Source organism: Pseudonocardia sp. DSM 110487 (genome assembly GCF_019468565.1).
Lineage (GTDB): Bacteria > Actinomycetota > Actinomycetes > Mycobacteriales > Pseudonocardiaceae > Pseudonocardia.
Genome location: NZ_CP080521.1, coordinates 3,953,938 through 3,974,630, shown reverse-complemented (window position 1 = coordinate 3,974,630; position 20,693 = coordinate 3,953,938). Strand labels below are relative to the sequence as shown.

18 protein-coding genes and 1 pseudogene are annotated in these 20,693 nt (G+C 71.5%); 5 read left to right on the top strand and 14 right to left on the bottom strand.

Annotated features, from left to right (window positions below; all coding sequences use genetic code 11):
* Nucleotides 1-16: 16 nt before the first annotated feature.
* The 6 genes and pseudogenes from K1T35_RS18555 to K1T35_RS18525 form a co-directional block, all read right to left on the bottom strand.
* Nucleotides 17-2,224, bottom strand: coding sequence for a xanthine dehydrogenase family protein molybdopterin-binding subunit (locus tag K1T35_RS18555; protein ID WP_220261373.1), 2,208 nt, complete (start codon nucleotides 2,222-2,224; stop codon nucleotides 17-19).
* A pseudogene (locus K1T35_RS48955) lies at nucleotides 2,221-3,201 on the bottom strand (xanthine dehydrogenase family protein subunit M). The gene K1T35_RS18555 and the pseudogene K1T35_RS48955 overlap by 4 nt, the downstream one beginning before the upstream one ends.
* A 5-nt stretch (nucleotides 3,202-3,206) precedes the next feature.
* Nucleotides 3,207-3,851, bottom strand: coding sequence for a (2Fe-2S)-binding protein (locus K1T35_RS18540; RefSeq protein ID WP_370645444.1), 645 nt, complete (start codon nucleotides 3,849-3,851; stop codon nucleotides 3,207-3,209).
* A gap of 90 nt (nucleotides 3,852-3,941) precedes the next feature.
* On the bottom strand, nucleotides 3,942-4,820 hold the full coding sequence (locus tag K1T35_RS18535; RefSeq protein WP_220261370.1) for a helix-turn-helix transcriptional regulator: 879 nt from the start codon (nucleotides 4,818-4,820) through the stop codon (nucleotides 3,942-3,944).
* 56 nt (nucleotides 4,821-4,876) lie between these two features.
* Nucleotides 4,877-6,124 carry a multidrug effflux MFS transporter gene (locus K1T35_RS18530; protein ID WP_220261369.1) on the bottom strand — a complete coding sequence of 416 codons (1,248 nt, stop codon included), beginning with the start codon at nucleotides 6,122-6,124 and terminating at the stop codon, nucleotides 4,877-4,879.
* On the bottom strand, nucleotides 6,121-7,146 hold the full coding sequence (locus K1T35_RS18525; protein ID WP_220262693.1) for a zinc-dependent alcohol dehydrogenase family protein: 1,026 nt from the start codon (nucleotides 7,144-7,146) through the stop codon (nucleotides 6,121-6,123). Before K1T35_RS18525 ends, K1T35_RS18530 begins: the two co-directional genes overlap by 4 nt.
* Nucleotides 7,147-7,314: 168 nt before the next feature.
* Here K1T35_RS18525 and K1T35_RS18520 point away from each other — a divergent pair, with 168 nt between their 5' ends.
* Nucleotides 7,315-8,196 carry a helix-turn-helix transcriptional regulator gene (locus tag K1T35_RS18520; RefSeq protein ID WP_220261368.1) on the top strand — a complete coding sequence of 294 codons (882 nt, stop codon included), beginning with the start codon at nucleotides 7,315-7,317 and terminating at the stop codon, nucleotides 8,194-8,196.
* A gap of 24 nt (nucleotides 8,197-8,220) precedes the next feature.
* Here K1T35_RS18520 and K1T35_RS18515 read toward each other — a convergent pair whose 3' ends face one another.
* Complete coding sequence (locus K1T35_RS18515; RefSeq protein WP_220261367.1) at nucleotides 8,221-9,195, bottom strand: LysR family transcriptional regulator; 975 nt, start codon at nucleotides 9,193-9,195, stop codon at nucleotides 8,221-8,223.
* Nucleotides 9,196-9,457: 262 nt separating this feature from the next.
* A complete protein-coding gene (locus K1T35_RS18510) occupies nucleotides 9,458-10,234 on the bottom strand; it encodes an SDR family NAD(P)-dependent oxidoreductase (protein WP_220261366.1) in 777 nt (258 codons plus the stop codon).
* A gap of 422 nt (nucleotides 10,235-10,656) precedes the next feature.
* Here K1T35_RS18510 and K1T35_RS18505 point away from each other — a divergent pair, with 422 nt between their 5' ends.
* Both K1T35_RS18505 and K1T35_RS18500 read left to right on the top strand, forming a co-directional pair.
* Nucleotides 10,657-11,118 carry a PPOX class F420-dependent oxidoreductase gene (locus K1T35_RS18505; RefSeq protein ID WP_220262692.1) on the top strand — a complete coding sequence of 154 codons (462 nt, stop codon included), beginning with the start codon at nucleotides 10,657-10,659 and terminating at the stop codon, nucleotides 11,116-11,118.
* A 17-nt stretch (nucleotides 11,119-11,135) separates the two neighbouring features.
* Nucleotides 11,136-11,480 (top strand): DNA polymerase ligase N-terminal domain-containing protein, encoded by a 345-nt coding sequence (locus K1T35_RS18500; protein WP_255622180.1) that lies wholly within the window; start codon nucleotides 11,136-11,138, stop codon nucleotides 11,478-11,480.
* Between the two features lie 85 nt (nucleotides 11,481-11,565).
* Here K1T35_RS18500 and K1T35_RS18495 read toward each other — a convergent pair whose 3' ends face one another.
* Genes K1T35_RS18495 through K1T35_RS18475 form a run of 5 tightly spaced genes read right to left on the bottom strand, consistent with a single transcriptional unit; the run spans nucleotide 11,566 to nucleotide 16,581 of the window.
* Nucleotides 11,566-12,681, bottom strand: coding sequence for an ABC transporter ATP-binding protein (locus K1T35_RS18495; protein WP_220261364.1), 1,116 nt, complete (start codon nucleotides 12,679-12,681; stop codon nucleotides 11,566-11,568).
* 4 nt (nucleotides 12,682-12,685) lie between these two features.
* Nucleotides 12,686-13,510: a carbohydrate ABC transporter permease gene (locus tag K1T35_RS18490; RefSeq protein ID WP_220262691.1), complete on the bottom strand. Its 825-nt coding sequence runs from the start codon at nucleotides 13,508-13,510 to the stop codon at nucleotides 12,686-12,688.
* Nucleotides 13,497-14,429 carry a carbohydrate ABC transporter permease gene (locus K1T35_RS18485; RefSeq protein ID WP_220261363.1) on the bottom strand — a complete coding sequence of 311 codons (933 nt, stop codon included), beginning with the start codon at nucleotides 14,427-14,429 and terminating at the stop codon, nucleotides 13,497-13,499. Before K1T35_RS18485 ends, K1T35_RS18490 begins: the two co-directional genes overlap by 14 nt.
* Complete coding sequence (locus tag K1T35_RS18480; protein ID WP_220261362.1) at nucleotides 14,426-15,733, bottom strand: ABC transporter substrate-binding protein; 1,308 nt, start codon at nucleotides 15,731-15,733, stop codon at nucleotides 14,426-14,428. Before K1T35_RS18480 ends, K1T35_RS18485 begins: the two co-directional genes overlap by 4 nt.
* Nucleotides 15,730-16,581 (bottom strand): MBL fold metallo-hydrolase, encoded by an 852-nt coding sequence (locus tag K1T35_RS18475; protein WP_255622177.1) that lies wholly within the window; start codon nucleotides 16,579-16,581, stop codon nucleotides 15,730-15,732. Before K1T35_RS18475 ends, K1T35_RS18480 begins: the two co-directional genes overlap by 4 nt.
* Nucleotides 16,582-16,745: 164 nt before the next feature.
* Between K1T35_RS18475 and K1T35_RS18470 the strand changes: the two genes are divergently transcribed.
* Nucleotides 16,746-17,681: a LysR substrate-binding domain-containing protein gene (locus tag K1T35_RS18470; protein WP_220261361.1), complete on the top strand. Its 936-nt coding sequence runs from the start codon at nucleotides 16,746-16,748 to the stop codon at nucleotides 17,679-17,681.
* A gap of 64 nt (nucleotides 17,682-17,745) precedes the next feature.
* On the opposite strand, the gene K1T35_RS18465 is transcribed toward K1T35_RS18470, so the two are convergent.
* Nucleotides 17,746-19,686 (bottom strand): serine/threonine-protein kinase, encoded by a 1,941-nt coding sequence (locus K1T35_RS18465; RefSeq protein ID WP_220261360.1) that lies wholly within the window; start codon nucleotides 19,684-19,686, stop codon nucleotides 17,746-17,748.
* A 224-nt stretch (nucleotides 19,687-19,910) separates the two neighbouring features.
* Between K1T35_RS18465 and K1T35_RS18460 the strand changes: the two genes are divergently transcribed.
* Nucleotides 19,911-20,684 (top strand): IclR family transcriptional regulator, encoded by a 774-nt coding sequence (locus K1T35_RS18460; protein ID WP_220261359.1) that lies wholly within the window; start codon nucleotides 19,911-19,913, stop codon nucleotides 20,682-20,684.
* The last annotated feature ends 9 nt before the right edge of the window (nucleotides 20,685-20,693 follow it).

Below are 20,693 nucleotides of genomic sequence, written 5' to 3'. Positions count from 1 at the left end.
GCAACTCCCGGGGGCGTCACAGCAGGGCATCGGCGGTGATCGGGAGCTCGCGGACGCGACGTCCGGTGGCGTGGAAGACGGCGTTGGCGATGGCGGGCGCCACGCCGACCAGCACGATCTCGCCGAGGCCCTTGACCCCGATGGGATTCGCTTCGGGGTCGTTGCCGTCGAGGTAGATGGCGCGCAGGTCGGGGACGTCGGCGTTGACGGGCACGAGGTAGTCGGCGAGGTTGGCGTTGGCGATCCGGCCGTCACGCGGGTCGGTCACGGTGTGCTCCAACAGGGCGGCGCCGATGCCGCCGACCATCCCGCCGATCGCCTGGCTGTCGGCCAGTTTCGGGTTGATGATCCGGCCCGCGTCGTAGACGCCGAGCACCCGCCGCACCCGCACCATGCCCAGCCGGGCATCGACGGCCACCTCGGCGAACATCGCCCCGTAGGCGTACATCGAGAACCGCTCCTGCTCCGGCCCGGTGAACGTTCCGATGATCTCGAGGTGCGTGCGGTTGTTGCGGGCCAGCAGCTCCTGGTAGGTCTCACCGCGCAGAAAGTCGTTCCTCAGCTGGAGCCGACCGTCCCGCACGATGATGTCATCGGGGTTCACCCCGGTCAGGGGTGAGGCGGGGTCGTTCACCGCCAACGTGATCGCCTGCCGGCGCACGTCGTCGCAGCCCGCCTGGATCGCCGTGCCGACGCTGGCCATGGTCGTCGAGCCGCCGTGCGGCCCGGTCGGTGGCATGACCGAGTCACCGAGGCGGAACTCCACCGTCGACATGGTGAGGCCGAGGGCGTCGGCGGCGACCTGAGGCATGGAGGTGTAGGTGCCGGGGCCCATGTCGCTGGTCGCGGACTGCACGAGGGCGGTGCCGTCGGCGTTCAGCCGGACGTGGGCCTGCGCGGGAAACCCGGTGGTGTCGTACACCGCGGCGGCCATGCCGGTGCCGATCAGCCAGTCACCGTCGGTCGTGGAGCGCGGCGCCGGGTTGCGCTGCTGCCAGCCGAACTCGCGGGCGCCCACCTCGTAGCACTCGCGCAGCCGCCGCGTGGAGAACGGCAGGCCGGTGGACTCGTCGCTGCCGGGCTCGTTGCGCAGCCGCAGCTCGATCGGGTCGACACCGAGCTCGTACGCGAGCTCGTCCATCGCCGACTCGACGACGAACGCGCCGGTGGCGTAGCCGGGGCCACGCATCCAGATCGGGGTGTTCACGTCCAGCGCCACCGCCGAGTACGCCTGACGCACGTTGGGCATGCTGTAGAGCATCTGTCCCGGGGCCGTCACCGCCTCGGTGAACGTCTCGTAGCTGGAGGTCTCGGCACGGATGTCGTGGACCATCGCCGACAGCCGACCGCCCCGATCGCTGCCGAGGCGTACCCGGTAGTCGTACGCGGGCCGGAAGCCGGTGCCGAAGTACAGCTGCCGCCGCGACAGCACGAGCTTGACCGGATGGCCCAGCTCACGCGCGGCCAGCGCCGCGATCGTGGTGTGCGGCCACACGCGCAGCCCGCTGCCGAACGCGCCCCCGATGAACGGCGAGATGACGCGGACCGACTCCTGCGGGATACCGAACACCGCCGCGAGCTCCTGCTGCGTGCCGCCCACCACCCACTGGGTCTTGTCCCACACGGTCAATCGGTCGCCATCCCAGCGGGCGGTGGTGGCGTGCGGCTCCATCGGGTTGTGGTGGTTGCGGCCGAGCCGGTAGGTCATCTCCATCCGGACCTCCGCGCCGTCCACCGCGGCGTCCGCGTCGCCGCGTGCGTAGGCGGTGGGCTCACCGGCCTGGCCTGCCGCCAGGTCGGTGGTGGGCTGCTCGGCGGTGTAGGAGACCTCCACCAGGCGCGCGGCGTGCTGCGCCGCCTCCGGGGTGGTGGCCACCGCGACGGCGACCGGCTGCCCGAAGAACAGGACGCGGTCGTCCTGGAAGACGCGCAGCCGGGCACCGGGCGGGTTGTTCGACCCCTGGTTGTCCGCATAGGGCAGCCGGGGCGCGTCGAGATGGCTGATCACGCGCAGCACACCGGGTTCGGCGAGCGCGGCGCTCGTGTCGATGCTGGTGATCCGCCCCCGGCCGACGTGGGCGTCCACCACGACGGCATGAACGACACCGTCGATCACGTGATCGGCGGCGTACGGCGCGCGCCCTGTCACCTTCAGGCGTCCGTCCACCCGGGACTGCGGGGTCCCGACGGCGATCTGCGGCTGTGTTGTCTGGGACTGGGTCATTCGGCACCTCCCACGATGCGCAGCTGGCGTTCGACGGTGCGGGTGAGCAGCTCGACCTTGAACCGGTTGTGCTCCAGCGCGCGGGCTCCGTCCGCCGCCCGGGACGCCGCCTCGGCCCACAGGCCGGGTGCGGGCGGTCTGCCCAGCAGGTGCTGCTCGACGGCGGGCAGCTTCCACGGGACGGTGCCCACGCCACCCGCGGCGACCCTCGCCGCGCGGATCACCCCGCCCTGGATGTGCAGCGCGACCGCGGCGGAGGTCAGGGCGAACTCGTAGCTCTGCCGATCGCGCACCTTCAGATAGCCCGACTGCAGCGGTTGCGGATAGGCCGGGATCTCCACCGCGGTGATCAGCTCACCGGGCCGCACGTCCTGTTCCCGGTCCGGCGTGTTCCCGGGCTGCTGGAGGAAGTCGGCGAAGGCCACGCTCCGCTCCCCGTCGGGGCCCTGCAGGTGCACGGTCGCCTAGAGCGCGGCGAACGCCACGGCAACGTCCGACGGGTGCGTCGCGACGCACTGGTCGGAGGCGCCGAGGATGGCGTGGGTGCGGTTGAAACCCTGGAGGGCCGCACATCCCGAGCCAGGTGCGCGCTTGTTGCAGTTCGCGGTCACGTCCCGGAAGTAGGTGCACCGGGTGCGCTGCATGATGTTGCCGCCGATGGTGGCCATGTTGCGCAGCTGGGCGGATGCGCTCAGCTCCAGCGCCTGGGAAACCACGGGGTACGCAGTGCGTACCGCCGGGTCGGCAGCGGCATCGGACATCCGCACGAGCGCGCCGATCCGCAGCCCACCGTCCGCGGTGGTGGTGATGTCGCCGAGAGGGAGCGCGCTGATGTCCACCAGCGCGCCCGGGCGCTCGACCGACTCGCGCATCAGGTCGACAAGGGTGGTTCCCCCGGCGATGTACCGCCCGCCCTGCTGGACGGCGGCGATCGCAGCAGGTGCGTCCGACACCCTGGTGTAGGAGAAGGGATACATCGACCTCAGCTCCCCTGCGCTGCCTGGGCAACGGCGCGGACGATGTTGACGTAGCAGCCGCAGCGGCAGATGTTGCCGCTCATCCACTCCCGGATCTCCTCCGGCGAGCCGGCACGGTCCTCCCGGATGCAGCCGACGCCGGACATGATCTGTCCCGGTGTGCAGTAGCCGCACTGGAACGCGTCCTGGTCGACGAAGGCCTGCTGGAGCGGGTGCAGCGGAGCGTCGTCGCTCGGGGCGAGGCCCTCGATCGTGGTGACCTCGGCTCCCTCGAGCCGTACCGCCAACGTCAGACACCCGTTGACCCGGCGACCATCGACCAGCACCGTGCACGCGCCACAGGCGCCTGCGTCACAGCCCTTCTTGGTCCCGGGCAGCCCGAGGTGCTCGCGCAGCAGGTCCAGCAACGAGGTCCGGTTGTCCACGGTGACGGTCTGCCGGGCGCCGTTGACCGTCAGCGACACCTGGCTCTCCAGCCCTTCCGCGGTAGTGGCCGGCCCACCGTCCAGGACGGAGCACCCGAAGGCGACCGCGCCCGTGGCCGCCGCCGAGGCAGCGATGAATGTGCGCCGGGACAACGCCGACAGCGGGCCGGCCGACAAGACGTCCATCGCCGGGGAGCGGGGCGGGCCAGGTGGTTCAGTCGCCATGGGGCAACGAGATCATGCACACGCACGCCCGGAGGAGTCTCTGTCGGGACATGTACCGCCAGTACCACCCAGAAGGTCCACCAGCGGCTATCAGGCCTGCTGTGCCGTGGCGTCGATGTCGTCACCGGCGGCCCACGACCCCAGGAGCGCCAAGGCGTGCTCGGTGGCGGAGCCGGGCTCGGCGGCGTAGATCGTCATGGAGAGGCCGGGTTCGGAGACCATGTCCATGGTCTCGTAGGCCAGGGTGAGATCGCCGACGATGTGGTGGCGGAAGCGCTTGATCCCCGTTCCGTAGACGCGGACGTCGTGGGCGCTCCACAGGCGGCGGAACTCATCGCTGCGCGTGGACAGCTCGCCCACGAGATCGTGCAGCGTCTTGTTGTGGGGGTCGCGGCCGGCCGAGGCGCGCAGGACGGCGACCGTGGTGTCGGCGACCAGATCCCATTCGGGGTAGAACCGCCGGGCTGCGTCGTCGAGGAACGCGAACCGGGCGAAGTTCGGCCGGCCCCGGGGCGGGTAGAGGACGGAGTACATCGCTCGCCCCAGGTGGTTGGCCGCGAGCAGGTCCGTCCGGCCATTGCTGACGATCGCTGGTCCGGTCGTGACCGCATCGAGGGTCCACTCCAGGCTGGGGCGGGGTGACCATCGCTTTGCGCCGCGCCTGCGGGGCGGCACGATCGCGCTCGTGCCGTCGGCGGCCTGGGCCAGGTGGAACAGGTGAGCCCGTTCCGCCTCATCGAGCCTGAGGGCGCGCGCGATAGCGTCGAGGACCGACGCCGACGCGCCGGCGATCGCCCCGCGCTCCAGCTTCGAGTAGTACTCGATGCTGACCCCCGCGAGCGCGGCGACCTCGCCCCGACGCAGGCCGGGCACCCGACGCTTGCCCACGTCGGGAAGGCCCGCCTCGTCAGGGGTGATCTTGGCTCGCCGGGAGACGAGGAACTCGCGAACGTCAGTGCGGGTGTCCACCTCGGTGAGCGTAAGTTCCGCGCCGGTCCACCTGGGATGTTCTGTCAGTACACCGTTCACGTGCTCCCGTCCCACGGCCTCGCGAGGACGAGCAGTCCGAACATGGAAGCGGCGGCGCCGGCGATCATGAGGACAGCCATGGGGATCGCGGTGTGCTCGCCGCCGAGACCCGCGATGGGGGCGATGGTGCCTGCGGCGACCCATTGGACGAAGCCGAGGCCCGCGGAGCCGGTGCCGGGGTGGTCGGGGACGGCGGCGGAGGCGAGGGCGCCGCCGTTGGGGCCGATGAGCCCCTGGGCGGTCATCAGGACGAAGAAGCAGACGATCGCCAGGATCAGCGGGGTGTCGAACCAGACGGCGCCGATCAGCATCGCGACGCCGGCGGCGAGCGCGGCGAGCTGACCGACCAGGATCACCGTGCGCGTGGCGACCCGGCCGGCGAGCCGGGCGGCGACGAGCGCGGCGATCGTCATGCCGGCGGCGTTCGCGGCGAAGTCGATCGAATAGGCGATCGGGGACAGCCCGTTCATCGACTGCAGCACAAACGCCGACGTGGCGACGTAGGCGAACAGCGCGCCCATCGCCGACCCGGCGACCAGCAGGTAGCCGACGTAACTGCGGTTCCGCAGCACCTGCCGGCCGGCCATCACGAAGTCCCGCAGGCCGCCGCCGTGGCGCCGCTCGGGCGGCAGCGACTCGGGGACGGCGACGAGAACGGCGAGGGTCATCGCGAGCCCGAGGGCGGCGACGGCCCAGAACGAGACCCGCCAGTGCGACAGCTGCAGGATGACGGCCCCGACCAGCGGCCCGACGATGGGCGCGACGCCGCCGACGCCCGCGATCACGTTCAGCACTCGCACGAGCCGGGCGCCGGTGGCGAGGTCGACGATCACCGCCCGGCCGATCACCATCGCCCAGCCGCCCGCGAAGCCCTGGACGAACCGGGCCGCGGCCATGACCGCGATCGTCGGGGTGAGCGCGCACACGATCGACGCGGCGGCCATCACCAGCGTCGCCGCGATCAGCGGCCCGCGCCTGCCCCGCTGGTCCGAGACCGGCCCACCGACCAGCTGCCCGAGCGCCATGCCGACGAAGAAGGTGGTCAGGGTGAGCTGGACCTGGGTCGCTGTCGCGGCCAGCTCGTCGGCGACCTGCGGAAACGCCGGCACGTACATGTCGGTCGCCAGCGGCGCGATCGCGGTCAGGAACACCACGGACGCGACCAGCCCGGCCGTGAGCCGGGCCTGGCCGCGCGTGCCGGCACCGGGAGCGGGCGACGCGACCCCGGAAAGATCTGCGGTCACGGACGGAGCAGGACCTTGATGGCCTGCCGGCTGTCCATGGCCCGGTATCCGGCCGTTGCCTCGTCGAGCGGCAGTTCCAGGTCGAACACCCGGCCAGGCCGGATGCCCCGGTTCCAGATCCGGTCGATGAGGTCGGGAAGGAACCGGCGCACCGGGGCGGGGCCGCCGTGCAGGTGGACGTGGGACATGAACAGCTCCTCGCCGGGCAGCGCGACGTCGTGGGCGACGCCGACGTAGCCGACGTGGCCGCCGGGCCGGGTGGCGCGGATGGCCTGCATCATCGACTCCTGGGTGCCGACCGCCTCGATCACCGAGTGCGCACCCAACCCACCGGTGAGCGCCTTGACCTGCTCCACACCGGCGTCGCCGCGTTCGGTCACGATGTCGGTGGCACCGAACTCCAGCGCCAGCTTCTGCCGCGGCTCGTGCCGGCTCATCGCGATGATCCGCTCGGCGCCGAGCTGCTGCGCGGCCAAAACCCCGAGCAGCCCGACCGCCCCGTCCCCGACGACGGCGACGGTCTTGCCGGGGCCGGCCTCGGCGGCCATGGCGCCGAACCAGCCGGTGCCCAGCACGTCGGACGCGGCCAAGAAGTCCGGCACCAGGTCGTCATCGGGCACGTCCGGGGTGGCGACCAAGGTGCCGTCGGCCAGCGGCACCCGCATCCGCTGCGACTGCGCGCCCCCACCGGTGCCGAGGACCTCCCGGTTGACGCAAGAGGTCTGGTAGCCGGCCTGGCAGATCTCGCAGGTGTTGTCCGAGGCGAAGAACGACCCGACCACGAACTGGCCCGGCCGCACCGTCGTGACCTCCGAGCCGACCTCCTCCACGATGCCGGCGTACTCGTGCCCCATCGGCAACGGGTCACCGACCGCGTCCACCCCCCGGTAGGGCCACAGGTCCGACCCGCAGATGCAGGTCGCCGACAGCCGGATGATCGCGTCGGTCGGCTTCAGAATGGCGGGCTCCGCCCGGTCCTCGACCCGGACGTCACCCGGCGCGTGCATGACGACACCACGCATCGGTGGAATCTCCTCGTATCGGTAGCCGTGGTCGAGCGAGCCTGCGGGATCGATCCAGCGGCTCACCGACTCCAGGGAACCCGGCCCGAACTCGTCGGAGAAGTCCCTACCGAAACGTGTACCGACAGGACATCCCAGCCGGCCCGGCCCCGTCGTAGCGTCGACGACGTGAACAACCGTGCCGAGGTCCGCGAGTTCCTGACCTCGCGACGAGCCAAGATCACCCCGCAGCAGGCCGGCCTGCCCGACGTCGGGTCCCGCCGGGTGCCCGGGCTACGCCGCGGCGAGGTCGCCGCGCTCGCGGGGGTCAGCGTCGAGTACTACTCCAAGCTGGAACGCGGCGCGCTCGGCGGCGTCTCCGCATCCGTCCTCGACGCGCTCGCCCGCGCCCTGCACCTCGACGACGCCGAACGGGCCCACCTGTTCCACCTGGCCCACGCCGCCGACGGCACCAGCGCCGGCATGCGCCCCCGCCGCCGCCCCAGCAAGCGCTGGACACCCCGGCCGAGCCTGCAATGGGTGCTCGACAGGTTCACCGCCCCGGCCATCGTCCGAAACGGCCGCATGGACCTGCTCGCCAGCAACCACCTTGGCCGGGCCATGCACGCGTCCCTCTACGAAGCCACCGGCGGGGCAACGCCCAACTTCGCCCGCTTCACCTTCCTCGACCTCGACGCCGCCCGCGACTTCTACCCCGACTGGGAGAGGGCCGCCGACGTCTGCGTCGCGATCCTGCGCACCGAGGCAGGCCGCGACCCCCACGACAGCGACCTCCACGACCTGGTCGGCGAGTTGGCCACCCGCAGCAAGGACTTCCGCCGCCGGTGGAGTGCCCATGACGTCCGCTCCCACGGTGCCGGCAGCAAGCAGTTCCACCACCGCGACGTCGGCGGCCTCGAACTCGCCTATGAGAGCGTCGACATGATCTCCGACCCCGGGCTCACCCTCACCCTCTACGCCGCCGAGCCCGGCTCACCCACCGCCCACGCCCTCGACCTCCTCGCCTCCTGGACCGCCACCACCGGGACCGACGCACGCCACCGGACATAGCGCGGGCGAGCACGAGTTCGCACCTCAGAGCACCTCGAGAGGGAAGAACGCATGACCCCGACCCCCGACGCCACCGCGACCGGACCGGCCGTGCTCAGGGTGGGTGCGGCTGGCCGCGTAGTCGTCGGCCACCGCGAGGAAGGCCCGGGCGGCAGGGGTCAGCGGTGCCACCCGGCTGACGAGCGCGACGTGCAACTGCGGCGCCGGGGTGAGCCGCCGGACCCGCGCGCCGCTCCGGCGGGCCAGTGTCGACCACGACTCGGGCAGTATTGCCAGTCCCACACCGTGGAGCACCAGCGGCAGGATCGACGTCCGGTGCGCGACTTCGGCGACGATGTGGATGTCGGTGCCCTCGGCCAGAACGTCGTCGACGATCCGGCGCATCACGCTGTCCTCGGGTGTGACGATCGCCCGCGCGCCGGCGAGGTCGGCTCCGGACACCGGTTCGTCGTCGGAGAAGGCGGACGACTCGTCGTCAGGGGGCTCGACGAGGACGAAGTCCTGGGCCTCAAGGGGCAGCACGTTCACCCCGGGTGGGCTGAGCACCTCCGGCGCGCCGGCCAGCCCGAGTTCGGCGGCGCCCTGCCGTACCCGCTCCACCACCTCGGTCGCGGTAAAGGCAGCGTCGACCCGAATCGAGAGTCCGGGGTGCCGGCGGCTGAAATCGCGGGTGAGCGTGCCGAGCGGCTCGATGCCCGGGGAGGGCATGCTGACCATCTCGACCCGGCCGCGTCGCAGACCCTTCGTCGAGTCCATCGTCGCCCGGGCCGCCTCGAGGTCACGTATGACCTGCCGGGCCGGCTCGATGAGCTCGGCTCCGGCGTCGCTCAGCACAACCCCGCGCCCGAGCCGGTGGAACAGCTTCACACCGAGGTCGCGCTCGAGCGCCGCGATGGCCTGTGACAGCGACGGTTGGGCGATGTGAAGTCTGGCTGCGGCCCGGCTGAACCCGTCGTGGTCGACGACCGCGAGGAAGTACTCCAGCTGCCGAGCATCCATCGGATCGCTCCTTCCATCGGTGTCGTCGCAGGATGGAGCTTGCCCGTCAACGGCCACGAACCCGGCCTGGTATCAGCCATGGCCGACGTCCTGCGCCCGCTCCTCGAGCGGCGCCGAGGCTGACCGCGTGGGCGTGGCCTGCCGGCGCCGCCGGCCGTCACACACCGACTTCGGTGTTCGGACACCATCGTCGGGCACGACGAACAAACGCACCTGCGGACCGGACTCACGTCAGGTGAGCGAATGGGACGAGCCCACCGCCCTATCGGGCGGTGTAGCCGCCGTCGCAGCTCAGCACGGTGCCGGTGATGTTGGACGAGTGGTCGCCTGCGAGGAACAGCACGGCCGCGGCGACCTCCTCGCTCCGCGCGATCCGGCCGGTCGGGTGCGCTTCGCGGTACTCGGCCATCTTGGCCGGGTCGGTGGCGGCGGCGAGCGGGGTCGCGACACTTCCGGGGGCCACCGCGTTGACCCGGATGCCGCGGCGCGCGTAGTCCAGCGCGGCCGCCTTCGTCAGCCCGACGATCGCGTGCTTGCTCGCCACGTACGCGCACTGGTCGGCGGTCCCCACGAGTCCGAGCGTGGACGCTCCGTTGACGATCGCGCCGCCCCGCTCGAGCATGAGGGGGACCTCGTGCTTCATCGACAGGAACGTGCCGCGAGCGTTGACGGCGAAGACGCGCTCCCAGTCGGCGAGCTCCTGCTCGTGCAGGGGGGCGGCCGGGTGGATGATCCCCGCGTTGTTGAACGCGCAGTCGAGGTGGCCGAACTCCTCGCCGATGGCGCGGGCAAGCCCCTGGACCTCGTCGTCCGCGCTGATGTCCACCTCGACCGCGAGGTTTTTGCGCCGACCGTCCGGAGCGAGCTCGTCGAGGAGGCGACACACGTCCCGCGCGCGCTCGCCGACGGCGTCGGCCACGACCACGGACGCCCCCGCGCGCGCGAACGCCTCCGCCGTCGCACGGCCGATCCCCTGCCCTGCGCCCGTCACCAGCACCACTTTGTCGTCGAAGACGTTGCCGAAATCGGCGTCGCCCATGCGACTCCTCCTGATCACCTTGATTCCTGATCGGACGTTCCGGTGCCGGCGCGGGCGCCCACGGGGCGCCGCCACGGGTTCGATCGTCGCAACGACCGAAGCCACAGCTATCGATCAGTGCCCGCGAGCACGGGGCCGTCCGCGATCACCGCTCTCATCATCGTCCTCATCGGCTGCACCCGCAGGCGGAGGCGCGGTGCCGTGCAACCCGGGCAACCGGTGTGAACTCGCTGCTCACACACCGATTTCTGTGCTCACACACCGACTGCGGTTGGTGTGTGAGCACCGAAGTCGGTGTGTGACTGCTGCTGGGCGGCAGCATTGGTGTCACTGGCGACCACGCCTGCGACCCCTGACCGCCCGGCTCTGGTGTTGACTGTCGGACGATCATGCGCAACGCATTCCAGGGAGAGATGAACGCCGTGCCCCGCACCGCCACCGCCGAACGCGTCGACCGGAACACGCTCGTGGAGTTCCTACGCCCTCGCCACAAGGGCCTTCTCGTGACCCGTCGGGCCGATGGGGGTCCGCAGCTCTCACCCGTGACGTGTGGGCTGGACGCCGAGGATCGGATCGTGGTGTCCACGTACCCCGGCCGGGCCAAGACCTCGAACGCCCGACGCAGGCCGCAGGTCTCGATCTGTGTCCTGTCCGACGACTGGGACGGCCCCTACGTACAGGTCGACGGGCACGCCGAGGTGCTGGACATGCCCGCCGCGCTGGACGGCCTCGTCGACTACTTCCGCGGTATCAGCGGCGAGCACCCGGACTGGGACGAGTACCGGACGGCGATGGCTCGCCAGAACAAGTCGCTGATCCGCGTCCGGATCGACGAATGGGGTCCGGTCTCCACCGGTGGGTTCCCGCCCGGGCCGGCCGTTTGAGCGATCGACCAGCCTTCGTGCTCCATGAGCACCAGCGTCCTCGTCATCACTTCGATCTTCGACTGGAGGAGGCCGGGGTTCTTCGCTCGTGGGCGCTGCCGCGAGGACTCCCCGACCATCCGGCGCGCAACCGGCTCGCCATCGCGGTGGCGGATCACGCCATGGACCACCTCGACTACACGGACGAGCACAAGTCGATCGCCGACACGGGTTGGTGGGAGGAGCACGATCGCGACGAGCGCCGCATCGTGTTCACGCTGCACGGCCGAACGGGCTCCCGGCGGTATGCCTTGATTTTCACCGGGGCGGACTGGCTGTTGCATCTGAACAAGGAGCAGCCGTCGGCCGAGCCGCACGCGTAGCGGCCCGAGCCGTTCCGATCAGCCGCAATTCCCACCGGAACTCGGGCGAGGTGGGTGAAAGCGATCTGAGCTGCGGCCGGGTCGATCAGGTCGGCTCATCCCAGCGATTGGCGAGCCGCACTCCGGTAGCCGCATCGAACAGGTGCACCCGCTCGGGACGCAGGAACGCGAGGACCTGCGAGCCGGTGGCCGGCGGATGCTCGCTGCCGGGTAGCGAGGCCGTCCAGGCGCCGTCCGGGCCGGTGCAGTTGAGCAGGTGGCCCTCGCCGGTGAACTCGACCACGTCCACGACGCCCTCGACGGCGACGCCGTCCCGAGACGGACCCGAACGATCGATGAGGGCGTCGGCGGGGCGCCACCCCAGCCGAACGCGGACCCCGGGCGGCGGCGCCGGCAGGCGGCCGCGCAGTCCGGGCCCGCATACCCGGCTGGCGGTGCCGTCGGCGGTCAGATCCACGTCGTGCAGGTTCATGGCCGGGCTGCCGAGGAAGGTGGCCACGCCGACCGTGCGCGGCCGGTGGTACACATCGCCGGGCGGGCCGGCCTGGGCCACCCGTCCGGCGTCGAGCACAACCAGGTGCGATGCCATGGACAGCGCCTCGCCCTGGTCGTGAGTCACGAGCACCACGGTGGTGTCGAGCTCGCGGTGCAGTCGGACCAGCTCGGCGCGGGCGTGGTGGCGCAGCTGGGCGTCCAGGCTGGACAGTGGTTCGTCCAGCAGCAGCACCGCGGGGCGGCGGACGATCGCGCGCGCGATCGCGACCCGTTGCCGCTCGCCGCCGGAGAGCTGAGCCGGTCGCCGTCCGAGCAGCTTGTCGATGCGCAGGAGCACCGCGGCCTCTCCTACTCGGCGGGTGATCTCCTGTCGTGACGGTCCGCCGCGGCGGTCGTGTCGCGCCTGCAGCCTGAGGCTGAAGCCGATGTTGTCCGCGACCGTCATGTGTGGATAGAGCGCGAAGTCCTGGAACACCATGGCCAGATTCCGCTCACCGGGTTGCCGCTCGGTGGCGTCGGTCCCGTCGATGAGCACCCGCCCGCTGGTCGGCCGCTCCAGCCCACTGATGATCCGCAGTGCGGTGGACTTGCCGCAGCCCGACGGGCCGACCACGACAGCGAACGAGCGCGGCGGGATCGTCAGCGATGGCACGTCGAGGGCGAGGTGGTCGCCGAACTTCTTGGTCACGCCGTCGAGGACGATCACGTTGTCACCGCAACCCGGACTGGAGGAACGCGTCGACGATGCGCCGCGACATGGCGAGGTAGACCGCGACGATCGGCGCGGTCGACAACACCGCCGCGGCCAGTAGTGGGCCGGGGTTGGCGCCTTCGGCGTTCTGGAAGAGCTGCAGACCCACCTGGATCGTGGTCCGCTCGGCTGCCGGAGCAGCCAGCAAGGGCCACAGGTACTCGTTCCAGGTGCCGATGAACACGAGGATGGCCACCGCGCCGAGGGCCGGGCGAAGCAGCGGCAGGACCACGAACCGCAGTCCCTCCCACGGTGTCGCGCCATCCAGGGCGGCTGCCGACAGCAGGCTCGGCGGGATCGCCCGGATGTGCTGGCGCAGCAGGAGCACTGCCAACGCGCAGCCGGCCAGCTGGGGCACGATCAGGCCCGGGAATGTGTTCCGCCAGCCCAGCTCGGCAATCATCAGGAAGTGCGGGATCATCAGGGACTGGGCCGGGATCACCAGGGCACCGGTGAGCCCCGCGACGATCAGCCCGGTGAACCGGATCCGGAAACGCACCAGCGCGAACCCGGCGAGCACGGCGACGGCGAGCTGCATCGCGCTGACACCTGCGGCCATGACCAGGGTGTTGAGCAGCAACCGGGTGATCGGGAAGTCGACCAGCGCGACGCGGTAGTTGTCGAGGGTGGGCGGCCACGGCAGGGGCGCTTCCGCGTAGATCCGGTTGGCCGGCTTGAACGAGGCCAGCAGCGCCCACAGCACCGGGAACGTCATCGCGAGCACGGTCAGCGCGAGCGCCGCGTGCCAGCCCAGCCGGCGACAGAGGGTCTCATACGGCGGCATCACGCCGCCTCGCGAGCGCGGCCCGGCCGGCGAAGATCAGACCGAGGGCGGCGACGATCACCACGGCGCCCGCTGAGGCGGTGCCGACGTCGAAGAAGGTGAACCCGTAGGTGTAGAGCCGGTAGTAGACGTTGTCGGTCGCCCCGTCCGGCCCGCCCTGGGTCAGCACGGCGACGTTCGTGAAGACCCACTGGCTGGCCAGCACGACGCACAGCGCACCGAGCAGCGCCGCGGTCGGTAGCAGCTGCGGGACGAGTACGAACCGGGTGACCTCCCACTCGGTGGCACCGTCGACGCGGGCGGCCTCGACACCCCGCCGGTCCAGGCCTGCCAGCGCGGCGCCGAAGAGCAGCGTGTTGAGCGAGACGACCTTCGCCGCGGTGACCAGCACGATGACCGGCAGGGCGGTGCCTGGGTCGCCGAGCCAGTTCAGCCGGGGCAGCCCGAGCCCGCCGAGGACCGCGTTCACGACACCCTGCAGCGGGTTGAGGATGAACTGCCACGCCACGGCGGTGGCGACCGGCGCCAGCATGATGGGCAGCACCAGCAGCGCGCGGTACATCTCGCTGGCGCGACCGGGCCGCTTCCACAACATGATCGCCAGGAGAATCGGCACGACCGTGGCGAACGGCAGCAGGCCCGCGACGTAGAGGCCCGTGCGGGCCACCGCGGCCGGAAACTCCGGTTCGGTGACCAGGCGGGCGTAGTTGGCGGTGCCGGCGAAGCCGGCGTCGGCCGCGACCAGGTCCCAGTCCAGCACGCTGAGGACGCCGGTGAACAGCAGCGGGCCGTACACCCACACCGCCAGGCCGAACAGCAGCGGGACCAGATATGGCCATGCCCGGGAGCGGGGCAGCCGACCGCGGCGGTCGCCGGGCTCCCTCCCGGTCGTCCGAGCCCGCTCGGCGACCGGGATCATGCCTTCGCCATGGCGCGGATCTTCCCGGCGGTCTCGGTCATGGTCTTCGGCGGGTCCGCACCGCGCAGCATGATCGGCTCGACAGCCTGGTCCTGCAGGACGACGACCGCCTCGTTGGCCCGCTTGCCCGCGAACGAGGTGTACGGCGTGACCGTGGCGAGCTGACCCAACGACGGCAGCATGCGCCCGTCGGCGGCGAAGTAGTCGGCAAGATATCTGGGATCGTTGACGATCGACTCGCGCAACGGCAGGTAACCGATCTTCGTGGTGATGATCGTGAAGCCCTGCTCGCTGGTGAGGAACTTGACGAACGTCCACGCGGCACGCTGGCGGGCTTCATCCGGTGCGAAGACGGCGAGCCCGGCTCCGGAGTAGGTCGGCCGCGCCGGCTTGTCGCCGAACCGAGGGAACCCGGCGGTACGCAGATCGAACACACCCTCGGCCGCTGAGTCCAGTGCCGCCAGCAGCGCGGTGCTGGTGACCAGCATGCCCACCTTGCCCGCCTTGAACGCTGCGATCCCGTCCTCGCTCTTGACCGCAGGCTGCGCCCCCGAGGCGGTGAGGTCCTGGAGCGCCGCGAGCGCCTCGACGGCCGCCGGCTGGTCGAGGGTGACCGCGCCGTCCGGCCCGACCAGTGCGCCGCCGTTGCTGGCGATCAGCGACTGGGTGAGGAAATCGGACTTGCCGGAGTTGGCGGCGTCGATGTAGACGCCCTCGGCGCCCGCCTTCTTGATCTGCAGAGCGGCCTGCTCGACCTCCGCCATCGTCGTCGGCGGACGCTCCGGGTCCAGGCCGGCCCTCGTGAAGAGGGTGGCGTTGACGTACATGATCGGGATGGACATGGTGTACGGCATCGCCGTGACCTTGCCGTCACTGGCGACCGCGTTCATGACGCCCGGCGCCATCCCCGCGACGTGGGCCTCCCACTCCGGGCCGGCCACATCCTGCACCGGGACGACGGGCAGGCTCGTATTCGCCTCCGCCATCTTGCTCCAGCCGATCTGGGCGACGTCCGGGATTTCCCCGGCTGCGGCGTCGGTGCGCAGCTTGGTGAGCACGTCCTTGGTGGCCACGCCGATCGGCCGCACCGTGATGTCCGGATGTGCGGCGTGGAACGCGTCTAGCAGTTCCTGCGTGCCTTGCCCGCCGATGTCCGGCGTGCCGTAGTTGTATGACAGGAAGTCGATCGTGACCTGCCCGGACCGGCTCGCATCGCCGTCCTCGCCACACCCGCCCAGTCCGGCTGACACCGTCGCGAGCAGGGCGACGGCCAGTACGCGCCGGCCGCGCCGTCGGAATCTCATGGTTGCCTCGTGGAATTCGGTACGGGTTCGCGGGCGAGGAAGCGCCTTCCCGGGGCGGCGATGTGGATCGGTCCGGTGAAGTGGCGCGCGGCGTCGGCCAGTCGCGCATCCGTCCACATCGGATCGGTAGAGGCGAAGTGGGTGAGCACGAGCCGGCCTGCGCCGGCGCCGGCCGCGACCCGACCGGCGTCCGCGCCACTCAAGTGCCCGTGCGGGCCGGTGTCGGTGCGCTCGAGCGACGCTTCGGCCAGCAACAGGTCCACCCCGTCGGCCAGCGCGATGAGCGCGTCCGTCATCCCGGTATCGCCGGTGTACGCCAGCGACCCGCTCGGCGCGTCCAGCCGTATCCCGCAGTTGGGCACCGCGTGACGCAGCTCGTGCAGGCTGATCCTGCAGTCACCGATCCGCGTGACGTCGCCGGGCTCGTACTCCCGGACGTCGAACGCGACCTCGAACGCCTTGTCCAGCAACGGCATGCTGCGGACGGGGAACAGCGCCGCGAGGTCGTCAAGGACCGCGCGAGCACCGGCGGGCACCAACAAGGGCACCGGCCTCAGCCCGTCCGGCCCGGCCGCCGTCGGGTCGCTTCCATCCGGGTACGACGCGTGCGCGCTGAGCAGCGTCTTGCCGATCGGCAGCAGGTCGTAGCAATGGTCGAGGTGCAGGTGGCTGATGACGATCCCGTCCACCCCCTGCGCCCCGCCCGCCGCGCTGAGCACGGTGGCCACCCCCGGGCCGCAGTCCATCAGCAGGCGAGAACCCGCTGTGGTCACCAGATACCCCGAACTGGCCTGCCCGTCGGCGGGCATCCCGGCCCGGCAGCCAAGCACCTCGAGCTCCACGTCCACCCCTGTTTCCGCTGGTGACAGCCGAAACGCTAGGAACGCACCCGATCATCGGCAACGTGCAATCCACGACCGCACGATCGGCCGAGCCGATCGTTCTACTCGGGCACACCCGCGTCTCACCGGGTGTTCGCCCGCCGTACCGCCACACCCGACAGCGTCGATGAATGGAGTTCCGGCAGGTGACGACGTTCCTCGCGATCGCGGAGGAGCTGCACTTCGGCCGCGCGGCCGCGCGGCTGCACTTGGCCCAGTCCTCGGTTAGCCAGCAGCTCCAGCGGCTGGAGCGCGAGATCGGCGTGCAGCTCGTCGCCCGCACCTCACACGATGTGCGGTTGACCGCCGCGGGCCTGGCCTTCCGCATCGAGGCAGAGCGGCTGGTCACGCAGGCTGCGCTGGCCGTGAAGCTGGCCCGCGACGTGGTCGCGGGCCGGCACGGCACCATCAACATCGGCTACAACCAGATCGCCGGGCAGTGGGTACTGCCCGCCACTCTGCTCCGCCTGCACGAGGACTTCCCGAACCTGGTCGTCCACCTGTGGGAACGGCTGACCGGCGCGCAGCTCGAAGCGCTCGCCGCAGGCGAGCTGGACGTCGCGCTGGTGTACGGCCGACCGACCGCGCCCGGACTCCGCTCCCGGCACATCCTCGACATACCGCTCGTGGCCGCGGTGCCCGACGGGCACCCGTGGGCCGAGCTCGATCAGGCCCGGTTCGCGGAACTCGCGAGCGTTCCGTGCGTGCTCCCCCGGCGGGAACGAAGCCCGGCCGTGTACGACGCGGTGGTCTCCACCGCCCACCGGATGGACATCGATCTGTGCGTCGTCGACGAGATCGACGATCCGAGCGCGATGGGGATCGTCGCCCGCACGCAGCAGGTGATCGTGTTCACCTCGGCCGCGCGAGCACGGTCCGCGATGCCCAACGGACTCGTCGGGGTCCCCATCGTCGACCCGACTCCCCTGCTGGCGATGCACGTCGCATGGCGCACCACCGACGACACACACGTGGTGGACGCGTTCCTCGCGAGCCTTGACAAGGCCGGGCCGCACCGATGGCAGGGCCCGGCCGACGCCGGCGGCGGATCCGAGCCGCGGCGTTGACAGCACAGCGGGGCCGGCAGCGGCGGCTGTCCAGGAGCAGGCCCGGGTCGACGCGCCGCCGCTGTCAGCCGGGCGGGGGGAGCTTGCCGGCCGCGGCGGTGGCGAGCGTGGTGGCCGCCTGGCAGAGCTCGGCGTCGGAGCCGGACCCGCGGCGGATCACCTGCACGGATTCGACTCGGTCGCTGCCGCCGGCGACGTACGCGCGTTGCGCGAACTCGACCCGGCAGTACCCGGGTTGCGCGAGCACGACGCCGGGGTGACCGGCGAAGTCGGTGCGTGTGCCGCCGGACTCGCCCAGCACGTGCCCGAGGTTGTACACCAGTTCGACGCTGCCGTCGCCGGTGTAGGAGGTCCAGTCACAGCCCCAGTCGGCGAACCAGGGTCGTGGGGGCGTGGGACTCCGGACGGCGGCCGAGAGGTCGGCCGGGTCCAGCAAGCTGCAGGCGGCGGTGTCTGCGAGCGGGCCGGCGCTGGTCGGGCGCGGCCGCACGCCGATGCCCTGCCGATCCAGCAAGGCGAGCGTGCCGGCCCGGCCGACGTCGACGATCGGGCAGAGGTCCGGGTAGCCCGAGTCGTCCCGGCTCGTGGCGGAAACCTCGATGGCGTGCCCGTCGGGCAGCAGGATCCGCTGCTGGCAGAAGCCGTCCTCCGGGTCGTAGCTGACCACCGTGTAGTCGCCGAAGTCCCTTGGCCGGCCGCCACTGACCTGCTCGGCCTCGGTCTCGTTCTCGAAGCTCACGTGGAAGGCGGTGGAGCCGCCGGTGTACTGCGCGATGTCGGCACGGCATCCCGCGAACTGCGCGTTGTCCGGGTCGACCGTCACCGGACCGAACGTCTGCAGCGAGGCCACGTCGATCAGCGTGCACGGATCCGCCGCGGCGGGGTCGGCGATGCCAACAACCCCCCGCGCGGCCGTGGCGGCGGCGCTCGGCGCGGCGACGCTTCCACGGTCGGGATCGCCGGGCCGGGCGACGACGACAGCGACGATGACGGCAGCCACCGCCGCGAGGACGGCGGCCGAGGCCACGGCGACACGCAGGCCGCGCCGCGGTCGCCCCCCGGCTGCCGCTTTCCATGCGAATGTGACCGCATCGGGCTGCTGCTCGGCCGCGCGGACCTGTGGGTCGGCGTCGACGGTCGTCGCGGCAGGCGGTCGGACACCGCCTGCGATCTCGCGCAGCGCCGCTTGCGCCTGTGCCGCGGTCGGACGGGCGGCCGGGTCGTCGGCGGTGAGGCGGCCCAGCAGGTCGGTCAGCGGTCCTGCCCGTTGCGGCCGGGGCACGCCGCCCCGCCCGATCCGGGCAAGCAGCGCGAGGACGTCGCCGGTGTCCGTGTCGAACGGGGGATGCCCCTCGACGGCGGCGTAGAGCGTGGCGCCGAGGGAGTAGACGTCGCTGCGTGCATCGGTGCCCTCACCGCGTGCGGTCTCCGGGGCGAAGTAGGCCGGGGTGCCGGTGAGCACGTGCGTGGCCGTGATGGCGGGGGCCGCTGCGGAGTGGGCGATGCCGAAGTCGGTGAGCTTGACAACGGGTCCGGCAGCGGAGGGGCGGGAGAGCAGCACGTTGTCCGGTTTGACGTCGCGGTGCACGATCCCGGCGGCATGCGCGGCAGCCAGCGCGTCGGCCACGTCGGCGCCGATGGCGGCAACCTCGGCCGGCGGCAACGTGCCGCGTTCGGCCAGCACGCTGCCCAGGCTGCGGGAGAGCAGGAACTCCAGCACGAGCCACGGCTCGCCGTCCTCCAGGACGACGTCGAAGATCGAGACGATGTGCGGGTGGTGCAGCGATGCGGCGATTCGGGCCTCGCGCATCGTCCGCTCTCGCGCAAGTGCGATCTCGACGACCGGCTGGTCGGCGAGCCGCACCTGCTTGAGCGCGACCTCCCGGCCGAGCAGCTCGTCACTGGCCCGCCATACGGCGCCCATGCCACCGGTCCCGACGAGCTCGCGCAGCCGGTAGCGGCCCGCAACGACGGCGACCGGCGCACCGTCCGGAATCCCGGTCATCATCCACTCCCCCAGGTGAGACCACGACGAATCGATCAAACCGCGGAGAACCTACCGATCCGGGCAGGGACCCCTCCCCTGCACGCGCGTCGACTACGAGCTCACCCCGCTGGCTCACTGGCCATGGTCGGTGCCGATGCCTCGCGTACCCTTCCGCTCGTTGGAAACGCGTCGCCGGGGTGGTGCCGATGTCCGGTGCGGGTGAGAGCTCGTCCAGTCGCTCGGTGACTCTGCGAGCGGTCGCGGTGCTGGGTGCCTTCGATGTCGAGCATCGGTGCCTGAACCTCTCCCAGCTGTCCCGTCGCAGCGGGTTGCCGCTGGCCACTGTGCACCGGCTGGCCGCCGATCTCGTCGCGGGGCGGCTGCTGGTGCGCCGCGAGGACGGGCGGTACGAGATCGGCGCCCGCCTGTGGCGGCTCGGGATGCTCGCGCCGGCCAACGATCTTCGCGAGCTGGCGTTGCCGCATCTGCAGGACCTCGTGACGGCCACCGGGCACACGGTCCACATGGCCGTGCTGGACGGCGGCAGGGCGCTGGTCATCGAGCGCCTCATCGGGACGAAGACCGTTCCCACCCGGCACAGCCCCGGGGGTCACCTTCCGCTGCACTGCACGACGGTGGGCAAGGCGCTGCTGGCTTATGCGCCAGAGCCGCTGGTGGACGAGGTGATGGGTGATCTGCGCCGGCACACCCCGTACACCGTGACCGACCCGCGCGTGCTGCACCGTCAGCTCGAGGCGATCCGCAGGACCGGACTGGCGCGCAGCGCACAGGAACACCGGCTCGGGGTGTCCGGGGTCGCTGTTCCGGTCACCGGCCCCGAGGGCGTCGTCGCTGCGATCGGCCTGCTCGCGCCGCTGACCAGCCCGCGGCTGCCGGGCGCGCTGCCGCACGTGCGAGCCGCCGCGGCGTCCGTGAGCGCCGACTTCCTGCGGAGCGGGCTGGGGGCCGCCGCAGGGGCACTGGATCCGGGCGTGACGAAGTCTTCCGGCCAGTGAAAAGGTCGG

Coding starts and splice junctions, on each gene's coding strand:
- K1T35_RS18555 (WP_220261373.1), bottom strand. CDS start 2,224: ATGACCCAGTCCCAGACAACACAGCCGCAGATCGCCGTCGGGACCCCG.
- K1T35_RS18490 (WP_220262691.1), bottom strand. CDS start 13,510: ATGCCGCCGTATGAGACCCTCTGTCGCCGGCTGGGCTGGCACGCGGCG.
- K1T35_RS18540 (WP_370645444.1), bottom strand. CDS start 3,851: ATGGCGACTGAACCACCTGGCCCGCCCCGCTCCCCGGCGATGGACGTC.
- K1T35_RS18465 (WP_220261360.1), bottom strand. CDS start 19,686: ATGACCGGGATTCCGGACGGTGCGCCGGTCGCCGTCGTTGCGGGCCGC.
- K1T35_RS18510 (WP_220261366.1), bottom strand. CDS start 10,234: ATGGGCGACGCCGATTTCGGCAACGTCTTCGACGACAAAGTGGTGCTG.
- K1T35_RS18525 (WP_220262693.1), bottom strand. CDS start 7,146: ATGCGTGGTGTCGTCATGCACGCGCCGGGTGACGTCCGGGTCGAGGAC.
- K1T35_RS18470 (WP_220261361.1), top strand. CDS start 16,746: ATGGAGTTCCGGCAGGTGACGACGTTCCTCGCGATCGCGGAGGAGCTG.
- K1T35_RS18515 (WP_220261367.1), bottom strand. CDS start 9,195: ATGGATGCTCGGCAGCTGGAGTACTTCCTCGCGGTCGTCGACCACGAC.
- K1T35_RS18485 (WP_220261363.1), bottom strand. CDS start 14,429: ATGATCCCGGTCGCCGAGCGGGCTCGGACGACCGGGAGGGAGCCCGGC.
- K1T35_RS18480 (WP_220261362.1), bottom strand. CDS start 15,733: ATGAGATTCCGACGGCGCGGCCGGCGCGTACTGGCCGTCGCCCTGCTC.